Annotated in this window: 18 protein-coding genes and 1 pseudogene; 8 read left to right on the top strand and 11 right to left on the bottom strand. The window is 60.9% G+C overall.

All coding sequences use genetic code 11. The features are described from left to right. Positions 1–3: 3 nt before the first annotated feature. A complete protein-coding gene (locus J3P82_RS07425; RefSeq protein WP_186636048.1) occupies positions 4–498 on the bottom strand; it encodes an MFS transporter in 495 nt (164 codons plus the stop codon). Positions 499–657: 159 nt separating this feature from the next. Between J3P82_RS07425 and J3P82_RS07420 the strand changes: the two genes are divergently transcribed. Both J3P82_RS07420 and J3P82_RS07415 read left to right on the top strand, forming a co-directional pair. After that, positions 658–2,712 carry a S9 family peptidase gene (locus tag J3P82_RS07420; RefSeq protein ID WP_434561888.1) on the top strand — a complete coding sequence of 685 codons (2,055 nt, stop codon included), beginning with the start codon at positions 658–660 and terminating at the stop codon, positions 2,710–2,712. 106 nt (positions 2,713–2,818) lie between these two features. After that, entirely contained in the window at positions 2,819–3,292 is a 474-nt protein-coding gene (locus J3P82_RS07415) for a cyclic nucleotide-binding domain-containing protein (protein WP_434561886.1), read from the top strand. On the opposite strand, the gene J3P82_RS07410 is transcribed toward J3P82_RS07415, so the two are convergent. Continuing rightward, the gene (locus tag J3P82_RS07410) at positions 3,289–3,576 is read right to left on the bottom strand and encodes a hypothetical protein (protein WP_434561884.1); all 288 of its coding nucleotides are present in this window, start codon (positions 3,574–3,576) and stop codon (positions 3,289–3,291) included. The genes J3P82_RS07415 and J3P82_RS07410 overlap by 4 nt on opposite strands. A 75-nt stretch (positions 3,577–3,651) precedes the next feature. On the opposite strand from J3P82_RS07410, the gene J3P82_RS07405 reads away from it, so the two are divergent. From J3P82_RS07405 to J3P82_RS07390, 4 genes are all read left to right on the top strand, one after another. Further along, entirely contained in the window at positions 3,652–4,338 is a 687-nt protein-coding gene (locus tag J3P82_RS07405) for a spermidine synthase (RefSeq protein ID WP_030141186.1), read from the top strand. Between the two features lie 48 nt (positions 4,339–4,386). Then, a complete protein-coding gene (locus J3P82_RS07400; protein WP_434561882.1) occupies positions 4,387–4,761 on the top strand; it encodes a YajD family HNH nuclease in 375 nt (124 codons plus the stop codon). Between the two features lie 111 nt (positions 4,762–4,872). After that, positions 4,873–5,343: an RNA methyltransferase gene (locus tag J3P82_RS07395; protein ID WP_030141187.1), complete on the top strand. Its 471-nt coding sequence runs from the start codon at positions 4,873–4,875 to the stop codon at positions 5,341–5,343. A gap of 76 nt (positions 5,344–5,419) precedes the next feature. Then, positions 5,420–5,797, top strand: coding sequence for a YgaP family membrane protein (locus tag J3P82_RS07390; RefSeq protein WP_186614109.1), 378 nt, complete (start codon positions 5,420–5,422; stop codon positions 5,795–5,797). A 28-nt stretch (positions 5,798–5,825) separates the two neighbouring features. On the opposite strand, the gene J3P82_RS07385 is transcribed toward J3P82_RS07390, so the two are convergent. From J3P82_RS07385 to J3P82_RS07345, 9 genes and pseudogenes are all read right to left on the bottom strand, one after another. Further along, positions 5,826–7,055 (bottom strand): hypothetical protein, encoded by a 1,230-nt coding sequence (locus tag J3P82_RS07385; protein WP_434561880.1) that lies wholly within the window; start codon positions 7,053–7,055, stop codon positions 5,826–5,828. A gap of 32 nt (positions 7,056–7,087) precedes the next feature. Continuing rightward, positions 7,088–7,537 carry a YcgN family cysteine cluster protein gene (locus J3P82_RS07380; RefSeq protein ID WP_033054039.1) on the bottom strand — a complete coding sequence of 150 codons (450 nt, stop codon included), beginning with the start codon at positions 7,535–7,537 and terminating at the stop codon, positions 7,088–7,090. A 397-nt stretch (positions 7,538–7,934) separates the two neighbouring features. Continuing rightward, a complete protein-coding gene (locus tag J3P82_RS07375) occupies positions 7,935–8,867 on the bottom strand; it encodes a D-2-hydroxyacid dehydrogenase (RefSeq protein WP_434561878.1) in 933 nt (310 codons plus the stop codon). A 120-nt stretch (positions 8,868–8,987) separates the two neighbouring features. After that, positions 8,988–9,281, bottom strand: coding sequence for a YcgL domain-containing protein (locus tag J3P82_RS07370; RefSeq protein WP_186614117.1), 294 nt, complete (start codon positions 9,279–9,281; stop codon positions 8,988–8,990). Then, a complete protein-coding gene (rnd, locus tag J3P82_RS07365) occupies positions 9,278–10,411 on the bottom strand; it encodes a ribonuclease D (RefSeq protein ID WP_434561876.1) in 1,134 nt (377 codons plus the stop codon). Before rnd ends, J3P82_RS07370 begins: the two co-directional genes overlap by 4 nt. A 121-nt stretch (positions 10,412–10,532) precedes the next feature. Next, a complete protein-coding gene (locus J3P82_RS07360) occupies positions 10,533–11,174 on the bottom strand; it encodes a class I SAM-dependent methyltransferase (RefSeq protein ID WP_434561874.1) in 642 nt (213 codons plus the stop codon). 68 nt (positions 11,175–11,242) lie between these two features. Next, a complete protein-coding gene (locus J3P82_RS07355; RefSeq protein WP_434561872.1) occupies positions 11,243–12,892 on the bottom strand; it encodes a phosphoethanolamine transferase in 1,650 nt (549 codons plus the stop codon). Between the two features lie 196 nt (positions 12,893–13,088). Further along, entirely contained in the window at positions 13,089–13,454 is a 366-nt protein-coding gene (locus J3P82_RS07350) for a 5-carboxymethyl-2-hydroxymuconate Delta-isomerase (protein WP_434561870.1), read from the bottom strand. A 69-nt stretch (positions 13,455–13,523) separates the two neighbouring features. Then, positions 13,524–13,853, bottom strand: a pseudogene (locus tag J3P82_RS07345) (LysR substrate-binding domain-containing protein); the annotation flags it as partial. Positions 13,854–14,043: 190 nt separating this feature from the next. On the opposite strand from J3P82_RS07345, the gene J3P82_RS07340 reads away from it, so the two are divergent. Both J3P82_RS07340 and J3P82_RS07335 read left to right on the top strand, forming a co-directional pair. Beyond that, entirely contained in the window at positions 14,044–14,235 is a 192-nt protein-coding gene (locus J3P82_RS07340; RefSeq protein WP_434561868.1) for a YegP family protein, read from the top strand. 132 nt (positions 14,236–14,367) lie between these two features. After that, on the top strand, positions 14,368–15,174 hold the full coding sequence (locus tag J3P82_RS07335) for an AraC family transcriptional regulator (RefSeq protein ID WP_434561866.1): 807 nt from the start codon (positions 14,368–14,370) through the stop codon (positions 15,172–15,174). The last annotated feature ends 69 nt before the right edge of the window (positions 15,175–15,243 follow it).

Raw genomic sequence — 15,243 nt, 5'->3', positions numbered from 1 at the left:
TGGCTACAGGCGCGGTTCGATACGCGAACGCTGAGGGTTGCTCGGCACGGGTGGGCGACCGTAGCGGTCATCGCCGGCGACGCCGAACGGCGGTTCGTCGTCAGGCTCGGCTGCCTCGGCGGCTTTCGCGGCGGCAGCTCGCTCCTTGCGGGCCTTTGAAGCGCGTTCGATAGGGAAGCGGATCAGCACGACAATCAGGTAGAGGCCGAAGGCGATCATGCCGTACATGAGCAGGTCCGACGCTGCGCGCCAGAGATTGTTGCCAACCTTGAACAGCACATCCAGGGCGACAATTGCCAGCGCCGGCGCAACCTTTTCCTTCACCGGGTCGACGATGGTCGGGCTGAACAGCAGCACCGCCATCAACAGCCGCAGCGGCTCGCGCAACCAGCGCCACATGAAGCGGGTCATGCGCATCCATACCAGCAGGCAGCCCAAGGCGGCGAAGGCGTAGAGGCCCCAGGCAATCAGATAGTCGTTCTCGGTCATGGTGTCCATGGCAAGGCAGGCAAAGAGGCGCTTATAGTAACGGCTTTTCGCTCGTCAGGCTGCCCCGGTGTCTGCCCCTTGGCTGGCATGGTGAGTTTTTCGGTCCGGCAACAGAACTGACGTCACCGGCCACTTGTCCCTTTTCGTATCCAGCCCGAGAGTTTTTTCATGCCCCTATCCGCCCACGTTCCCGACGCACCGATTGCCCGCAAGGACGCCGGTGTCGACCCGTATGCCTGGCTGCAGGAGCGCGACACCGACGCCGTGCTCGAATACCTCAAGGCCGAAAACCGTTATCAGGAAACCCGACTCGCCGATCAGGCCGAATTGCGCGAAACGCTGTTCCAGGAAATCAAGGGACGGATCCTCGAGACCGACCTGTCCCTGCCCTCGCCCTGGGGCCCGTACTTGTATTACACCCGCACCACGGCCGGTGACGAATACCCCCGTCATTACCGCTGCCCGCGTCCGGCCGACGACAGCCTGACCGTCGATGAAAGCCATGAACAACTCTTGCTGGACCCGAACGCGCTGGCCGGCGGTGGGTTCTTTTCCCTGGGTGCGTTCAGCATCAGCCCCGACCATCAGCGCCTGGCCTACAGCCTGGATACCACGGGCGATGAGATCTACACCTTGTTCGTGAAGGAATTGTCCAACGACAAGGTCAGCGAACTCTCCTTCGAAAACTGCGACGGCAGCATGACCTGGGCCAACGACAGCCTGACGCTGTTCTTTGGCGAACTGGACGACACCCACCGCCCGCACAAGCTGCTGCGCTATCGCCTGGACGGCACGGCCGCCGAAGAGGTGTTCCATGAGCCGGACGGGCGTTTCTTCCTGCACTGCTACCGTTCGAGTTCGGAGCGCCAGCTGATCCTGTCCCTGGGCAGCAAGACCACCAGCGAGATCTGGGTGCTGGACGCCACACAACCGCAACGGCCGTTTACCTGCCTGGCGCCACGGGTGGAGCACCATGAATATGATGTCGATCACGGCTTGCTCGACGGCCAGTGGACTTGGTTCATCCGCAGCAACCGCGACGGCATCAATTACGCGCTGTACCAGGCGGCCGATACGGGCGAAGCGCCGACCGAGGCTGACTGGCAGCAGCTGATCCCCCACAGCGACACGGTGATGATCGATAGCCTGAGCCTCAACGCCAGCGCGATGACGTTGAGCCTGCGCGAAGGCGGTCTGCCGATCATCGAAGTTCATCCACACGGCTTGCCGGCGTATCGGGTGCAATTGCCAGACGCGGCCTACAGCCTGCACGTGCAGAACAGCCTGGAATTCGTCAGCGAGCGCGTTCGCCTGCGCTACGAGGCCCTGAACCGTCCGGCGCAAATCCGCCAGCTGGACCTTGCCAGCGGTGACCAGATCGTACTCAAGCAAACCCCGGTGCTGGGTCCGTTCGACGCCGATGCCTACGTCAGCCAGCGCCTTTGGGCCACAGCACCGGACGGCACGCAAGTGCCCATCAGCCTGGTGGTCAAACGTGAAGCCCTCGGCCAGCCGGTACCGCTCTATCTGTATGGCTACGGCGCCTATGGCGAGAGCCTCGATCCATGGTTTTCCCACGCGCGGCTGAGCCTGTTGGACCGTGGCGTCGCCTTCGCCATCGCCCATGTCCGCGGTGGCGGCGAGCTGGGCGAAGCCTGGTATCGCGCCGGCAAGCAAGAGCACAAGCACAACACCTTCAGCGACTTCATCGCCTGCGCCGAACACCTGATCGCCGAGGGCTACACCACGGCCGAACAGCTGGCAATCAGCGGTGGCAGCGCCGGAGGCCTGTTGATCGGCGCGGTGCTCAATCAGCGCCCTGAGCTGTTCAAGGTCGCAATTGCCGAAGTGCCCTTCGTCGATGTGCTCAACACGATGCTCGACCCTGAGCTGCCGCTGACCGTCACAGAATACGACGAATGGGGCAATCCCGAAGAGCCGCAGGTCTATGATCGGATCAGGGCCTACGCCCCCTATGAAAACGTTCGCGCCCAAGCGTATCCGGCGATGCTGGTTATCGCCGGCTACAACGACAGCCGCGTGCAGTATTGGGAAGCGGCAAAATGGGTGGCCAAACTTCGGGCCACCAAGACCGATGACAATCCGCTGCTGCTCAAGACCGAACTGGGCGCCGGCCACGGTGGAATGAGCGGTCGCTATCAGGGATTGCGTGACGTAGCGCTCGAATATGCATTTGTCCTGAAGGTTTTGGGACGGGCCTGAGGAACTCTGTGGGATGGCCGGGTCTTAGCTCCATTGGCCAGGCATCCCATCTGTTCTCCCCCAAGGCCAGGCTGACCCTGTAAACACAAGAAAAGACCGTGACGACATGTCAGAACCGACTTTACTGAACAACCAGATTCGCGATTGGCTGATGGACTGCGGCTTGTTCGACCAATTGCTGCCCGTCGACTTCGCCGCGGCGTCGGGCTATTTCAGCATCAGCACCATCGCCCAAGGCGAGGCGATATTTCACGAGGGCGATGCTGGCAGCTTCATGTGCATCCTTCACACCGGCCAAGTGGCCGTACAAAAAACCGGCCCTGACGGCCAACCCGTCACCATCGCTACACTGCGCAGCGGCCGGGCGTTCGGCGAAATGGCCGTGCTCGATGGCGAACGGCGTTCGGCCAGTTGCATTGCAGCCACTGATTGCCAGTTGCTGAACCTGGGCAAGGATTCCCTGGAAAAAATGCTCAACGACGCGCCGAAGATTGCCGCCAAGATCATCCGCGCCCTCGCCGTCTCCCTGTCCAAGCGCCTGCGCATGGCCGATGGACAGTTACTGTCGCAGCAGGTCTAGCCACCAGGCGACTTGGCCTTCGGCGGCTTAGGTTCCAGGCCCGGTATCGGTTGGTCCTTTGGCGGCCTGGGCATTTCGATCGGTGGCAACAAGGGCGGGCCGCCACTTCCGGGGCCGGCCTTGGGTAAGCCACTGGGCGCGACCGGCGGGTACGGCATGGGCGTGGCGGTGCCGGGCGAACCGGGAATGCCCGGCGGCGATACTGGAATGGTCGGCTGCTGGGCCTGTGCATAACTTATCGAGAGCGCCGCCAGGGCAATGGCCGTTAGAATGCTGCACTTCATCAATGGCTCCATGGCTATTGTCTGCTTTGAGGCTAGTCCCTACCGGGCAAGTCTGCCCCTTCCCATGAGATTTCCATGAAACGTTTCGTTCTGCTCGACACCACGCCCATCCCTGACAACGGCGGTGCCCTGTGCCTGTTCGAATATGGCGAAGACTTCGTCATCAAGATCCAGGGCGGTGACGGCGGGCAGTTGATGAATACGCGCATGCACGGTTCCGAAGATGCCCTGGCCGAGATTCCTTGCCGCAAGGTCGCCGGCCGTCCTGGCTCGCGCGTGCTGATCGGGGGGCTCGGCATGGGCTTCACCCTCGCCTCGGCCCTCAAGCATTTGGGCAAGAGCGCCGAAGTGGTGGTGGCCGAACTGGTTCCCGGCGTGGTGGAGTGGAATCGCGGCCCCTTGGGCGAAAAGGCCGGACGGCCGCTGTCGGACCCGCGCACGGTGATCCGCATGGAAGACGTCGCCAAAGTGCTGCAAGCCGAGCCCCAGGGCTTCGACGCAATCATGCTGGACGTCGACAACGGCCCCGAAGGCCTGACCCAGAAAGCCAACAGCTGGCTGTACTCGGCCGGTGGCCTGGCCGCCTGCGCCAAAGCCCTGCGGCCCAAGGGCGTGCTGGCCGTGTGGTCGGCCAGTGCTGACCGGCAGTTTTCCGACAAGCTGAAGAAGGCCGGCTTCAAGGCTGAAGAGGTGCAAGTCTTCGCCCACGGCAACAAAGGCACCCGCCACACCATCTGGATTGCCGAGAAGCTCAAGGGCTGAGCTAAACTCTGTCCAACCGTCATCAGTCTTTTTCACAGAGGTGAACCCATGAGTTCGTCCACCCCACCGTCCACCACCGCCAAGCTGGACCGCATCCTTGCCGACGCCCAGCGCGACCGGGAAATGGGCTACCGCGACAAAGCCCTGAAAATGTACCCCCACGTCTGCGGCCGCTGCGCCCGTGAGTTTTCCGGCAAGCGCCTGAGCGAACTGACCGTTCACCACCGCGACCACAACCACGACAACAACCCGCAGGACGGTTCCAACTGGGAACTGCTGTGCTTGTACTGCCACGACAACGAGCACTCGCGTTATACCGACCAGCAATACTTTGGCGACGGCTCCCTGAGCACGCCGAAGATCGCCAAGGCGACCCATAACCCCTTCGCCGCATTGGCCGGACTGATGAAAAAAGACGAATAGCAGGCCCCATCGGGGGCAAGGGAGCCTGTTCCCTCGCCACGGGCGTATCGTTTTTCGTAAGTAAACGGCATTCCCCGTATAATCGCGCCTTTTCTCAAAGGCACCCCGTCCGTGGCCAACAAACGCTACAGCTGCATCGGTCTGTTCAACCCCAAGTCACCGGAAAACGTCGGTTCGGTGATGCGCGCCGCCGGTTGCTACGGCGTGGCGTCGGTGTTCTATACCGGCAAGCGTTATGAACGCGCCGCCGACTTCGTCACCGACACCAAGAAAGTCCATTACGACATCCCGCTGATCGGCATCGACGACCTGAAGAAGATCCTGCCACTTGGCTGCGTACCGGTGGCCGTCGAGCTGGTGGAAGGCGCCCGGCCGCTGCCCGAATACACGCACCCGGACCGGGCCTTGTACATCTTCGGCCCAGAAGACGGCTCGCTGGACAAAGACATCCGCGACTGGTGCGAAGACGTAATCTACATCCCCACCAACGGCTGCATGAACCTGGCGGCCACGGTCAATGTCGTGTTGTACGATCGCATGGCCAAAGGCAACAACACGCGCTCGGGTCCGCAATTCCGCTGATCGGCGCGAATTTGATGGAACGACGGATTCGCTCTGGCAGTCAGCTTTATACAAATCCCCACACTGGAGACAGATCATGAGCGATAACAATCCGTTCGGGCCGGTTGAGACCACCCCTTTTCAATCCCGTACCCCGCAAAACGTACACGGCTGGGAGCGCATTGGTTCACTGGCCGGTGGGGTGCTGATGATGGGCAAGGGCCTGCGCCGCGGCGGCGTGTTCGGCCTGGCTCAACTGGCAATCGGCGGCATGGCCCTGGCCCGCGGCATCACCGGGCACTGCTCGGCCAAGAGCATGCTGGAAAGGAATCGTCAGCATCTGCACGAAGCCCGCGCCCGTATTGAACAGGCGGGCGATGAGTTGTCGCGCATGAAGGCCAATGCAACGGCCGCGACCGACACAGCCACCGTGACCGGAAATGATTCGCTGGTTTCGCCGAAGGCTGGGCTCTGATCTCGGCTGTGCGACCGATGAAGCGAAATTACTGAAGTAACCGAGTGTCCAGCGCGGTAGAACGTTCGCCAAGAATGCTCTCGCTGAGCTGGACAAACTCCTCGGTATCCACCGTTTCCAAGCGCATCGCGCCCTGTAGCACGTCATCAAGCGAACGCTTGTTGCGCGTCTTCAGGCGGATTTCGCGGTCCAGCTCCTGCAACAACAGCACCGCCTTGGCCACCATAGCAGGGCTCGCCTGTTCGCCGCGCAAGGTCGTGACGCCCTTACTGTCCCGGGCGAGGCGATCATTCAGGGCCTGATAACGTTCGTCGCTCATGCCGCCAGCGCGGCGCAGCAATTCGATCGCGTAATACTCGTTCAGCCCTTCGCCGATCCAGTCGCTACGATCGTCATCGTTGATGCGCGCCAGCACCTGGACCAATTCCCGTAATAGCGGGCTGGTGCCCCGTTCGCTGACCAGCGGTGAACGGCTGTGCAGGTAAACCGAATCACGACCGGCCTGGGCACCACGCCACATCGGGTCGCTCGCACCGACAATCAGCAGCTTGGCAGGATGACGCGGCAGCGCTGCCTGCACTTGCGGCCAGATGAAGGTCAGCAGCGTCAGCACGTCCATCCGCCGCATGCCCTGGCCTTGGGGCGAAGCGACGGTGAGCTCGGTCTCACCCAGGCGCGTGCGGCGGCTGCCGAGCTTGCCGGCGAGCATCCAGCCCGTGGGCCGGTCGAACAAGCGCGAAGGGTTATCGATGCGAAAGCGTTGCTTGCCAATACGCGGCCAGGACGTCTCGATGCTCTTCCAGCCGCCGGGCAGTTCGAATTCCAGGCGCGACACCAACTCGATGCCGTCCTGCTGATCCAGCTTGGCCGGCGGCACCAGGTCATCGCCGCGCATCAGCGCCCATCCCGGGGTCATGCGCGCCTCAAAAGAACCGTTCTTGCGCGATTCGCTGATGCGCACGCGGTAGGTCAGGCTCGCCTTGTCGGCGGCTGGACGCCAAACGCCTCGCGAGCCATGTCCGGGAGTGAGCTGCCATTGGCCGTCCGCCTTGAAATCGCTGTAGCGACCTTCGTCGCCGAGGTCGAAATCCAGGCTGCGCACCGCCGAGCCCCGCGCGAGGGTCAGGCGCACCTCGACCTGATCGCGTTGCGGCAACAGGTGGACGTGATAATCAAGGTCGACTTTCTGCGCCGCCCACAGCGACCCGCACAACGGCAGCAGTGCAGCCGCCAGCATCCATTTCAATCCTGCCGCCATGGGCGCTCCCTGTGATGCGATGCCGTTGGATTTCAGCCTGCACGAAAAATCAGGTGATCTTCCCAATCGTCTTCAGCCACGCTGCCTTCGGCCAGCATGCGCCCCGATTGGGAAATGCGTTCGTGGTGCACGGCGTCCCGATCGCCGCAGACCAGATGGTGCCACAGCGGCAAGTCCTTGCCCTCGCTGACCAGTCGATAGCCACAGGTCGGCGGCAGCCATTTGAACTCATCGGCCTTGCCCGGCGTGAGCTGGATGCAGTCGGGGACGAAGTCGCGGCGATTGGGGTAGTCCGTGCACTGGCACGTCTTCAGGTCCAACAGTTTGCAGGCGATGCGCGTGTAGTAGACGCTGTTGTCGTCTTCATCCTCGAGCTTTTGCAGGCAGCACAGGCCGCAGCCGTCGCACAGCGATTCCCATTCCTGGGGATCGAGCTGATCGAGGGTTTTGCGTATCCAGAACGGTTCGACTTTGGCGGCCATGGCTCGAGCATCAACATCGCGTGGTGAAAAGGCCGACAGTCTAGTGCCGGGACCTCTGGAGGCCAAGCATTGGCGACTGTCGGTAACCGGGGCTTGTCAGGCCGGGCGCCGAGACGTAGGTTGCTGCATCACGTTCCGCCGCCGTGGCGATTGGCAAGCTGGGGGACAAAACCACTCTGGCCGTTGAGCGAGCGGGTGGCCGAAGGCGACTTCACTCTGTAAGGACCCCGCGACCCGTGGCGAGGGAGCTTGCTCCCGCTCGGCTGCGCAGCAGTCGTAAAAATATCAGCCGTTGCCTGATGCATCGTGCTGAATGGTTTTGGGTCTGCTTCGCAGCCCAGCGGGAGCAAGCTCCCTCGCCACGATGGGTCCACAAGTCTTGGGTGGAGTCAGCGGATCAGTAACCCCGGCTGAAATCCACTTCCCCACGCAGCCCATCACCGGCCTCATACGCCCGCAGGTTGTCCAGGAACAGTTGCACCATCATCGGCGGCGAGGTCGGAGCCGAGCTGTGACCAGTCAGCAGCAGGCCCCACGCGGTCCAGAATGGATGACGCTGCGGTAATGGCTCTTGGCGGCAGACGTCGATCACCGCGCCGGCCAAGTGCCCTTCTTTCAAGGCTTGCACCAGGTCTGCATCGACCACGGCCACGCCACGGCCAACATTGATGAACAACCCGGTGGGCTTGAAACGCTTGAACAGCGCCGCGTCATAGATGTCATGGGTGTTCGGGGTGTTCGGCAGCAGATTGATCACGTAATCCACTTCGCCCACCAGGCGTGGCAAATCTTCCAGCGCGCCGACTTCGACGAACGGCGCCAGCTCCCTGGCTTCGCTGGCGATGCCGTACAACTGCACGCCAAACGGCACCAGGAACTGCGCTATGCACTGACCGATATCGCCGGTCCCGACGATCAACACCTTGCGCCCCGCCAGGCTTTGCCCTTGGCGATTGTCCCACTTGCGCTCCACCTGGCTGACCAACCGCGCCAACACTTCGCGCTCATGGCCGAGCATGTAGGTCAGCACATACTCAGCCATTAACTGGCCGAAAATACCGACGGCGCGGGTCAGTCGATAATCGCGTGTCAAACCCTCGGCCAGCAGCGGCGTGATGCCTGCCCAGGTCGATTGCAACCAACGGGGTTGGTGGCCTTGACGCAACAGCGTCGCCAACAGGTCAGGCTGGCCGAGCCAGACCGGGCAGTCGCTGGCCAGCCGCGCCAGCTCGGCGGAGTCACCGCTGGTCAGCACTTCGATATCGGGTGCGGCTTGGCGCAGAAGCTGGGCATATACCGCGTGGTCGTGTTCGGCAATCAGAACGCGCATGAATCAACCTTTCAAAAACAGTGCAGACGGCCGCTGACAGAGTATCGCTCCGTCCTCACGGACCATCGCCAAAATCGTTTCAATGTTTCAAGAGCCCCGAGACGGGCGCCCGGGGTATTGTCAAATCGGGTCGTTGCGTCGTAGCAACTCTTCAGGCAGATGCTCGATGTACTCGTCTTCGGCCGGTGGCATTTGCAAGTGATAACCCTGGGTGTCGAGGTTTTCCAGCACCTTGTTGATGTCCTCCCGAGACAGCTCCCGCTCGGGACTCAGCACCAAGTCAAAGGCATGGATCGCCTTGCCGAATGCCGCCATCAATGGCTCCGGCACACGCTTCAAGGCATCGCTCTTGAGCACATACAGGTACATCTCGTTTTTCTTCGAGCTTCGATAGATGGAGCAGATACGTTTCAAGGCTGTTCTCCGGCGGTGGCCAGGCTGTCGAGCAGGGCCTGGCCCATCAACTCGCGGCGCCAGCCACGCAGCGAATCGGGCAATTGGTAAGGGCCCTCGGGAAAGCCGCTTTTTATCAGGGCCTCGAGGGTTTTCTTGCGCAGCATCAGCTCCGGAGCTACACCCAGGCGCTCGGCTTCGGCCTGCCCCAACGCCTTGAGGCGCTTGAGCAGCGCCGACGCCTCGATGGGCAGTGGCTCGGGCACGGCGGGTGGCCATTGCTCGGGAGGCACGCTGGCCGCACGTTTGATCAGGTCCAGCAGGAACTCCCCGTCCTGGCGCACGGTACGCGGGTGCATGTCTTCAATCTTCGCCAGCGCGCCGAGGTTATCCGGCTGCGTGCGGGCCAGGGGCCACAGTGAATGCTCACGGATGATGCGATTGCGCGGCAAGTCACGGGCCCGCGCTTCGCGCTCGCGCCAGGCACACAGCTCGCGCAGCACGGCCAGTTGCGCACGGGACAGCTTCCAGGCCAGCTTGGCCTCGCGGTACACCTCGTACGGGTCGATTTCGCGACGCAGGTTGGCCACCAGTTCGGCGCCGTCCTCTAGCACCCAGGCGTACTTGTCGTCGGAAAGTTTCGGGCGCAGCTGTACGAAAACTTCCGCCAGGTGCACAGCATCTTCCGCGGCGTAGCTGATTTGCGTCTCGGACAAGGGGCGTTGCAACCAGTCGGAACGGGTCTCGCCCTTGGGCAGTTCGATGCCCAGTACTTCCTGCACCAACCGCGAGTAGCCCATGGAAAAACCGAGGTTCAAGTAGGCGGCGGCCAGTTGGGTGTCGAACAACGGCGCGGGCAGGCTGCCGGTCAGGCGCAGCAAAACTTCCAGGTCTTCGCTACAGGCATGCAACACCTTGAGCACCGCCGGGTTTTCCAGCAACGCGGCCAAGGGTCTCCAGTCATTGATGGTCAAGGGGTCGATCAGGTAGGCGCGCTTGCCGTCGCCGATCTGAAGCAAGCCGGCAATGGGATAAAAAGTGTCGACCCGCATGAATTCGGTGTCGAGGGCGACGAATGGCAACGCTTGCCATTCGGCGCAAAACTGACCGAGGCTATCGTTGTCGCGAATCCAGTGAATATCGATGGCCACACGGCTCTCCCTTGAAGAATGGCGCGCAGTATATATCGCCGTCGGCGGTTGCGAGCATCTACGGAGCAAGAGCTTGAGAGAAATTGCCTGCGCAAACGCAAGAATAGTCCTACATCCAGACTTAACCGGCCTTGCGTAATACGTAAACCCGCTTCAACGCGAAACCAGGCAGGAAATCCTGGTGCCACAGCACGGTGAACCCGGCCTCGATGAACTGCGCTTCGACGTCGGCCTTATCGGCCAGGCTTCGCTGCGTCGGCTTGCCGAGCTTGAGACGCCCTTCGATCTGGACCGAAACGATCACCGTGTCGCGACTGACCCGATGAAATTCGTGCAGCAAGGCCAGGCGATGCTCGCTGGCCTTGATGTGCAGAAACAGATGCACACAAAAAATGCAGTCGACCGCGTTGGCTGACAGGCCGAGGGTAAACGCCGAACTCGGGAAAGTCGTGACCCGTTCGAGCAATGCGCCTTCATGATGGCTGCGGGCGTGCTCAAGCCTGTCTGGCGACGGGTCCGCCGCCAGGATCACCCGATTGGCATGTTCGCCCAAGACCGGCCAGAACCGCCCCGCCCCACACGCCACGTCCAGCACCAGCCCAGGCTCACCCGCCACTTTCAAGGCGTTGCGCACCAACTGCTCGTCACGCCAGAACGCCAGGCGCAAGCGGCGAGGCGCCGGCTGACGGCAGATTTGCGCATGCTCCTGGTCATGCTGCCTGGCGAACTCAAGCTCGACAGTGGATGGGAATTGCCGGGGCATGCTCACAGCTCATGAAAAAAGGTTGAAGGACAGGTTAAACAACGCTGCGTGAAAAAAAGGTGTAGGCATTATTCCCGGGCCAGCACGCCGTCAATCACCGCACCGCGACAGCTGGCGAACAAGTCGAGATCCTGGTTGTAGACTTTGCTGTTGATCTCCAGCAGCCCGAGCATCGAATGGAACAGGTTGTCCTGGCTCAGGGGCTTGTCCCGACTCAGTTGCAGGCAATGGGTATCGACGGCGAAGGACTTTTGGTAGCTGTCAGAAAACCAAGCCAGCATCGCCACGTGCTTCTGTTGCTCCGGGGCCAGCATGTACGGCGTGCCATGAAGGAACAGGTTGTATTCGCCCAAGGACTCGCCATGGTCCGACAGATACAACATCGCGGTATCGACCTTGTCCTGATTGGCGCGCAGCAGATCGATCAGCGTCGACAGCACGTGATCGGTGTACACCAAGGTGTTGTCGTAACCGTTGACGATGCTTTCTCGACTGCAATTGTTCAGGGCGTTGCTTTCACACACGGGAGTGAAATGCTCGTACTCCTTGGGATAGCGCTTGAAATACTCCGGCCCATGGCTGCCCATCTGGTGCAACACCAGCACGGTGTCCTTGTCCAGGGTGTCGATGAAATGCTGCAGGCCCTGGAGCAGGATCTCGTCGCGGCACTCGCTGTTGGCGCACAGGCTCGGGTCCTTGAGATTGCTCACGTCCTGCACCGTGACCCGGTCGCAGGTGCCCTTGCAGCCGGATTGATTGTCCCGCCAGATCACCTCCAGCCCGGCGCGCTTGAGCACGTCCAGCAGGCCCTCTTCGTTCCTGGCCTTGCTGGCGTCGTAGTTCTTGCGCCCCATATTGGAAAACATGCAGGGCACCGACACGGCGGTTTCGGTGCCGCAGGAATGCACATCGGTGAAAGCGATCAGCCCCGCCTCCTTGTCCAGTTTCGGCGTGGTATCGCGCTTATAGCCGAGAATGCCGAAGTTTTCGGCCCGGGCGCTCTCCCCCACGACCAGCACGGTGAGGGATTTTCGCCCGTGGGTTTGCCAGGCCGGGTTGCGACTCGCATCCTCGCCCAAGGCAATGAACGGTTGCTTGGCTGACGCGACCTGCTCGCGCAAGTAGCCGATCGACGCGCCAATGTAGTTGCTTGGCACGACCATCAAGTGCAACTCGTGGTGGTTGCGAAACAACGAAGACAAGCCCTGGTAATTGCTCAATGCAACCCCACCGAGCACCGCAGCCGAGGCCACCGCGACAATCAGTTTACTTAACAACTCCTTGGGCCAGCGACGATAGTTTATCGGGGTCTTGAACAATAACCACGCCGGCAAGACACCCAATAAGAACAAATAGGCAAACAACTTGACCGACAATAAGTCACGCACTTCCGTGGCATTGGTTTCGGCGAAATTGCGTAACATGCCGGCGTCGATCAATACCCCATACTGGGCCATGAAATACGCCACGCCGGCACTGATCACGAACAGCAGCGCCAGCACAGGCTTGAGCAGCGGACGGAACGCCAGCAGCGTCAGCACCAGGTTGAACGCGCAGAACACCATCACGCCAAAGGCCAGGCACAGCAACACTCCGTGACCGTCCGATGCGGTGATCGTGAGCAGGTGTTGCCAGAGCACCAGATTAAAGCCCACTAACAGAAACGCACTGGCGACCAGTGTCACCCACTCGGGGCGCACGGCTTTAATCGTTAACATGATGGCGGGGACTTCCTGAGCGTTGTTCTTTATAAGGCTGGCGCAGTAAATGTGAAAAACTCATTTCCTACGGCAACACAAACTTTAGATAGCCCGCCATCAATTTTTCGTGAAAAAATTGCTGTTAAATCATTTTTTAGATAGCCACTTCAAACAGCCATCGCCTACTCGATCCACTGCGTGTGCACACCGTATTTCAAAGACCGATGGCTGCCTTGGCGTAGGGGCCCCGATCAATATCGAGCACTTCCACGCACAGCTGCACGCTGACGCCGACGGGCCATGGGCCCAGATCCTGGATCACCGCCAGCAGGCTATCGGCCAACTGCTTCTTGATCTCCGGTGAACGACCGCTTAGCAAGGCCAGTTTCACATGCACGAACCCGCGCTCACCCATGCCGGTGCCAACGCGAAACGTCTCGATTTTCACGGCCCGGCTCTTGATGTCGAACTCGGCGGCGAACTGACCGGATGCCACCAGTGCGTTGTTCATGCGCAACAGCGCGACGTCGGCGTTCAGCTCGGTCAGGTTGGCGGTGTACTCCATGTGCAGGTGAGGCATGTGTTCGACTCCGTTTCGAAGATGATATCGGGATGACAATCGGCGCAACCATACCTCGACTTTGCTGTTTCAGGCAGGTTTTGTTTCGCCCCTCGGGCCCTTGCGCTCACTCATGAACGCCTCCAGACGGGACCTCAGCCAACGCTCGGCCGGGTCATTGTCGACGTGGCTCAGCCAGACCATGGACAGGTCCAGGGTGGGCGTCTTGAAGGGAAAGGGTTCGCTGAACAACTGGCCGGAAGCAGCCATGGCGGTGGCGGTATAGTCCGGCAGGCTGGCGATCAGGTCTGTGCCTGCCAGTAGCGCCGGCAATGCGCTGTACTGCGGCACCGACAGCACGACCTGCCGCTTGCGACCGATCTCGGCCAGCCATTCATCGGCGAAGCCGGCAATATTGGCTCGCGCAATTCGTTGCGGTTCATGCATGGCTCCTGGTTCGAGTCGATTTTGAGCAAGCTCTGCAATGCCCTGAAATATCCCACAATCATTGGAAACGTATTGCCATTTTGCGAAAGTTTTCAGCTTGGCTAGGCTTGCGACGACATGTTCAAAACGTGTCTTGAATGAATGAATCGCAGGGAGCGAACCGATGTATTTTGAAATCTACAGACAGACCCGAGGCACCCCCTACACCGGACAAGGCCAGTGGCGCTGGCGCTTGAGGGCCGGCAATCACGAAACCATCGCCAGCGGCGAATCCTACGTGAACAAGGCTGACTGCCTGCATGTTATCGGGTTGATCAAAAGCGCCCACGGCGAGACGCCCGTGAAGGAAATCTGACCCCCGAGGGCTATTATCGCGAGGCTGCTCGGTGAAATGAGCAGCTCTGTCCAACACCAACTTCGTTGTTTTGCTTTGGCGTGTGGAACCAGGCGGGTATCGTGTACAGACAACAGCGAGAGGTCGATGCCCATGGCTCAATCAAGCATTTGTCGCGATTGGCTGCTGCGCGCTCCTGAATCGGGGAAGCTGGAACGCATCGAGGCCTATTTCAGTGGTCATGGCTACACCACCCACCGGCATGACACCTATGCCATCGGCTTCACCCTTTCCGGCGTCCAGAGCTTCAATTACCGGCACAGCAAACGTCATAGCCAGCCGGGCGGCACCATCGTACTGCACCCAGACGAGGTCCATGACGGTGAGGCCGGGACAAGCGACGGCTTTCGATACAGGATGTCCTACATCGAACCGGCGCTAATCCAGCAAGTGCTGGGGGGCAGGCCATTGCCCTTCATCGAAGGCGGGCTGTCGAACGACCCCCGACTCAACATCGCGACCCGCAGGCTATTGAGCACGCTGGAGCATCGCCTCGATCCGCTTGAAGAGGACGATGCCATCTACGACGTAGCCCAGGCACTCGCCGTTGCGGCAGGGAACAGGCGTGGACGCAGGTTGCTGGATTATCCTGCAGCGGAGCGCGCAAGGCTGTTCATCCATGATGCCCTTGGCCAGCCAATAACCTTGGATGACCTGGTCGAGGCCAGCGGTCGTGACCGATGGAGCCTGTCCCGGGACTTCCGCGCCTTGTACGGCACCAGCCCCTATCGTTACATCATCCACCGTCGATTGAGCCAAGCCCGTCGCCTGGTATTGCGCGGCATGCCGTTGAGCGAAACTGCCTTGGCCTGCGGTTTTTTTGACCAAAGCCACATGACGCGCCTCCACACCCAGGCCTTCGGCATCTCGCCTGCGCGCTGGCTGAAAATGCTGCGCTAAAGACCTGTGCCGAGCAGCGCAAAAAGCTGCACGATCATCCAATACCGGCCCCACCCCAAGGCAATAAGG

Source organism: Pseudomonas sp. Z4-20 (assembly GCF_051131955.1).
Lineage (GTDB): Bacteria > Pseudomonadota > Gammaproteobacteria > Pseudomonadales > Pseudomonadaceae > Aquipseudomonas > Aquipseudomonas marvdashtae.
This window is presented reverse-complemented; position numbering and strand designations above follow the sequence as displayed.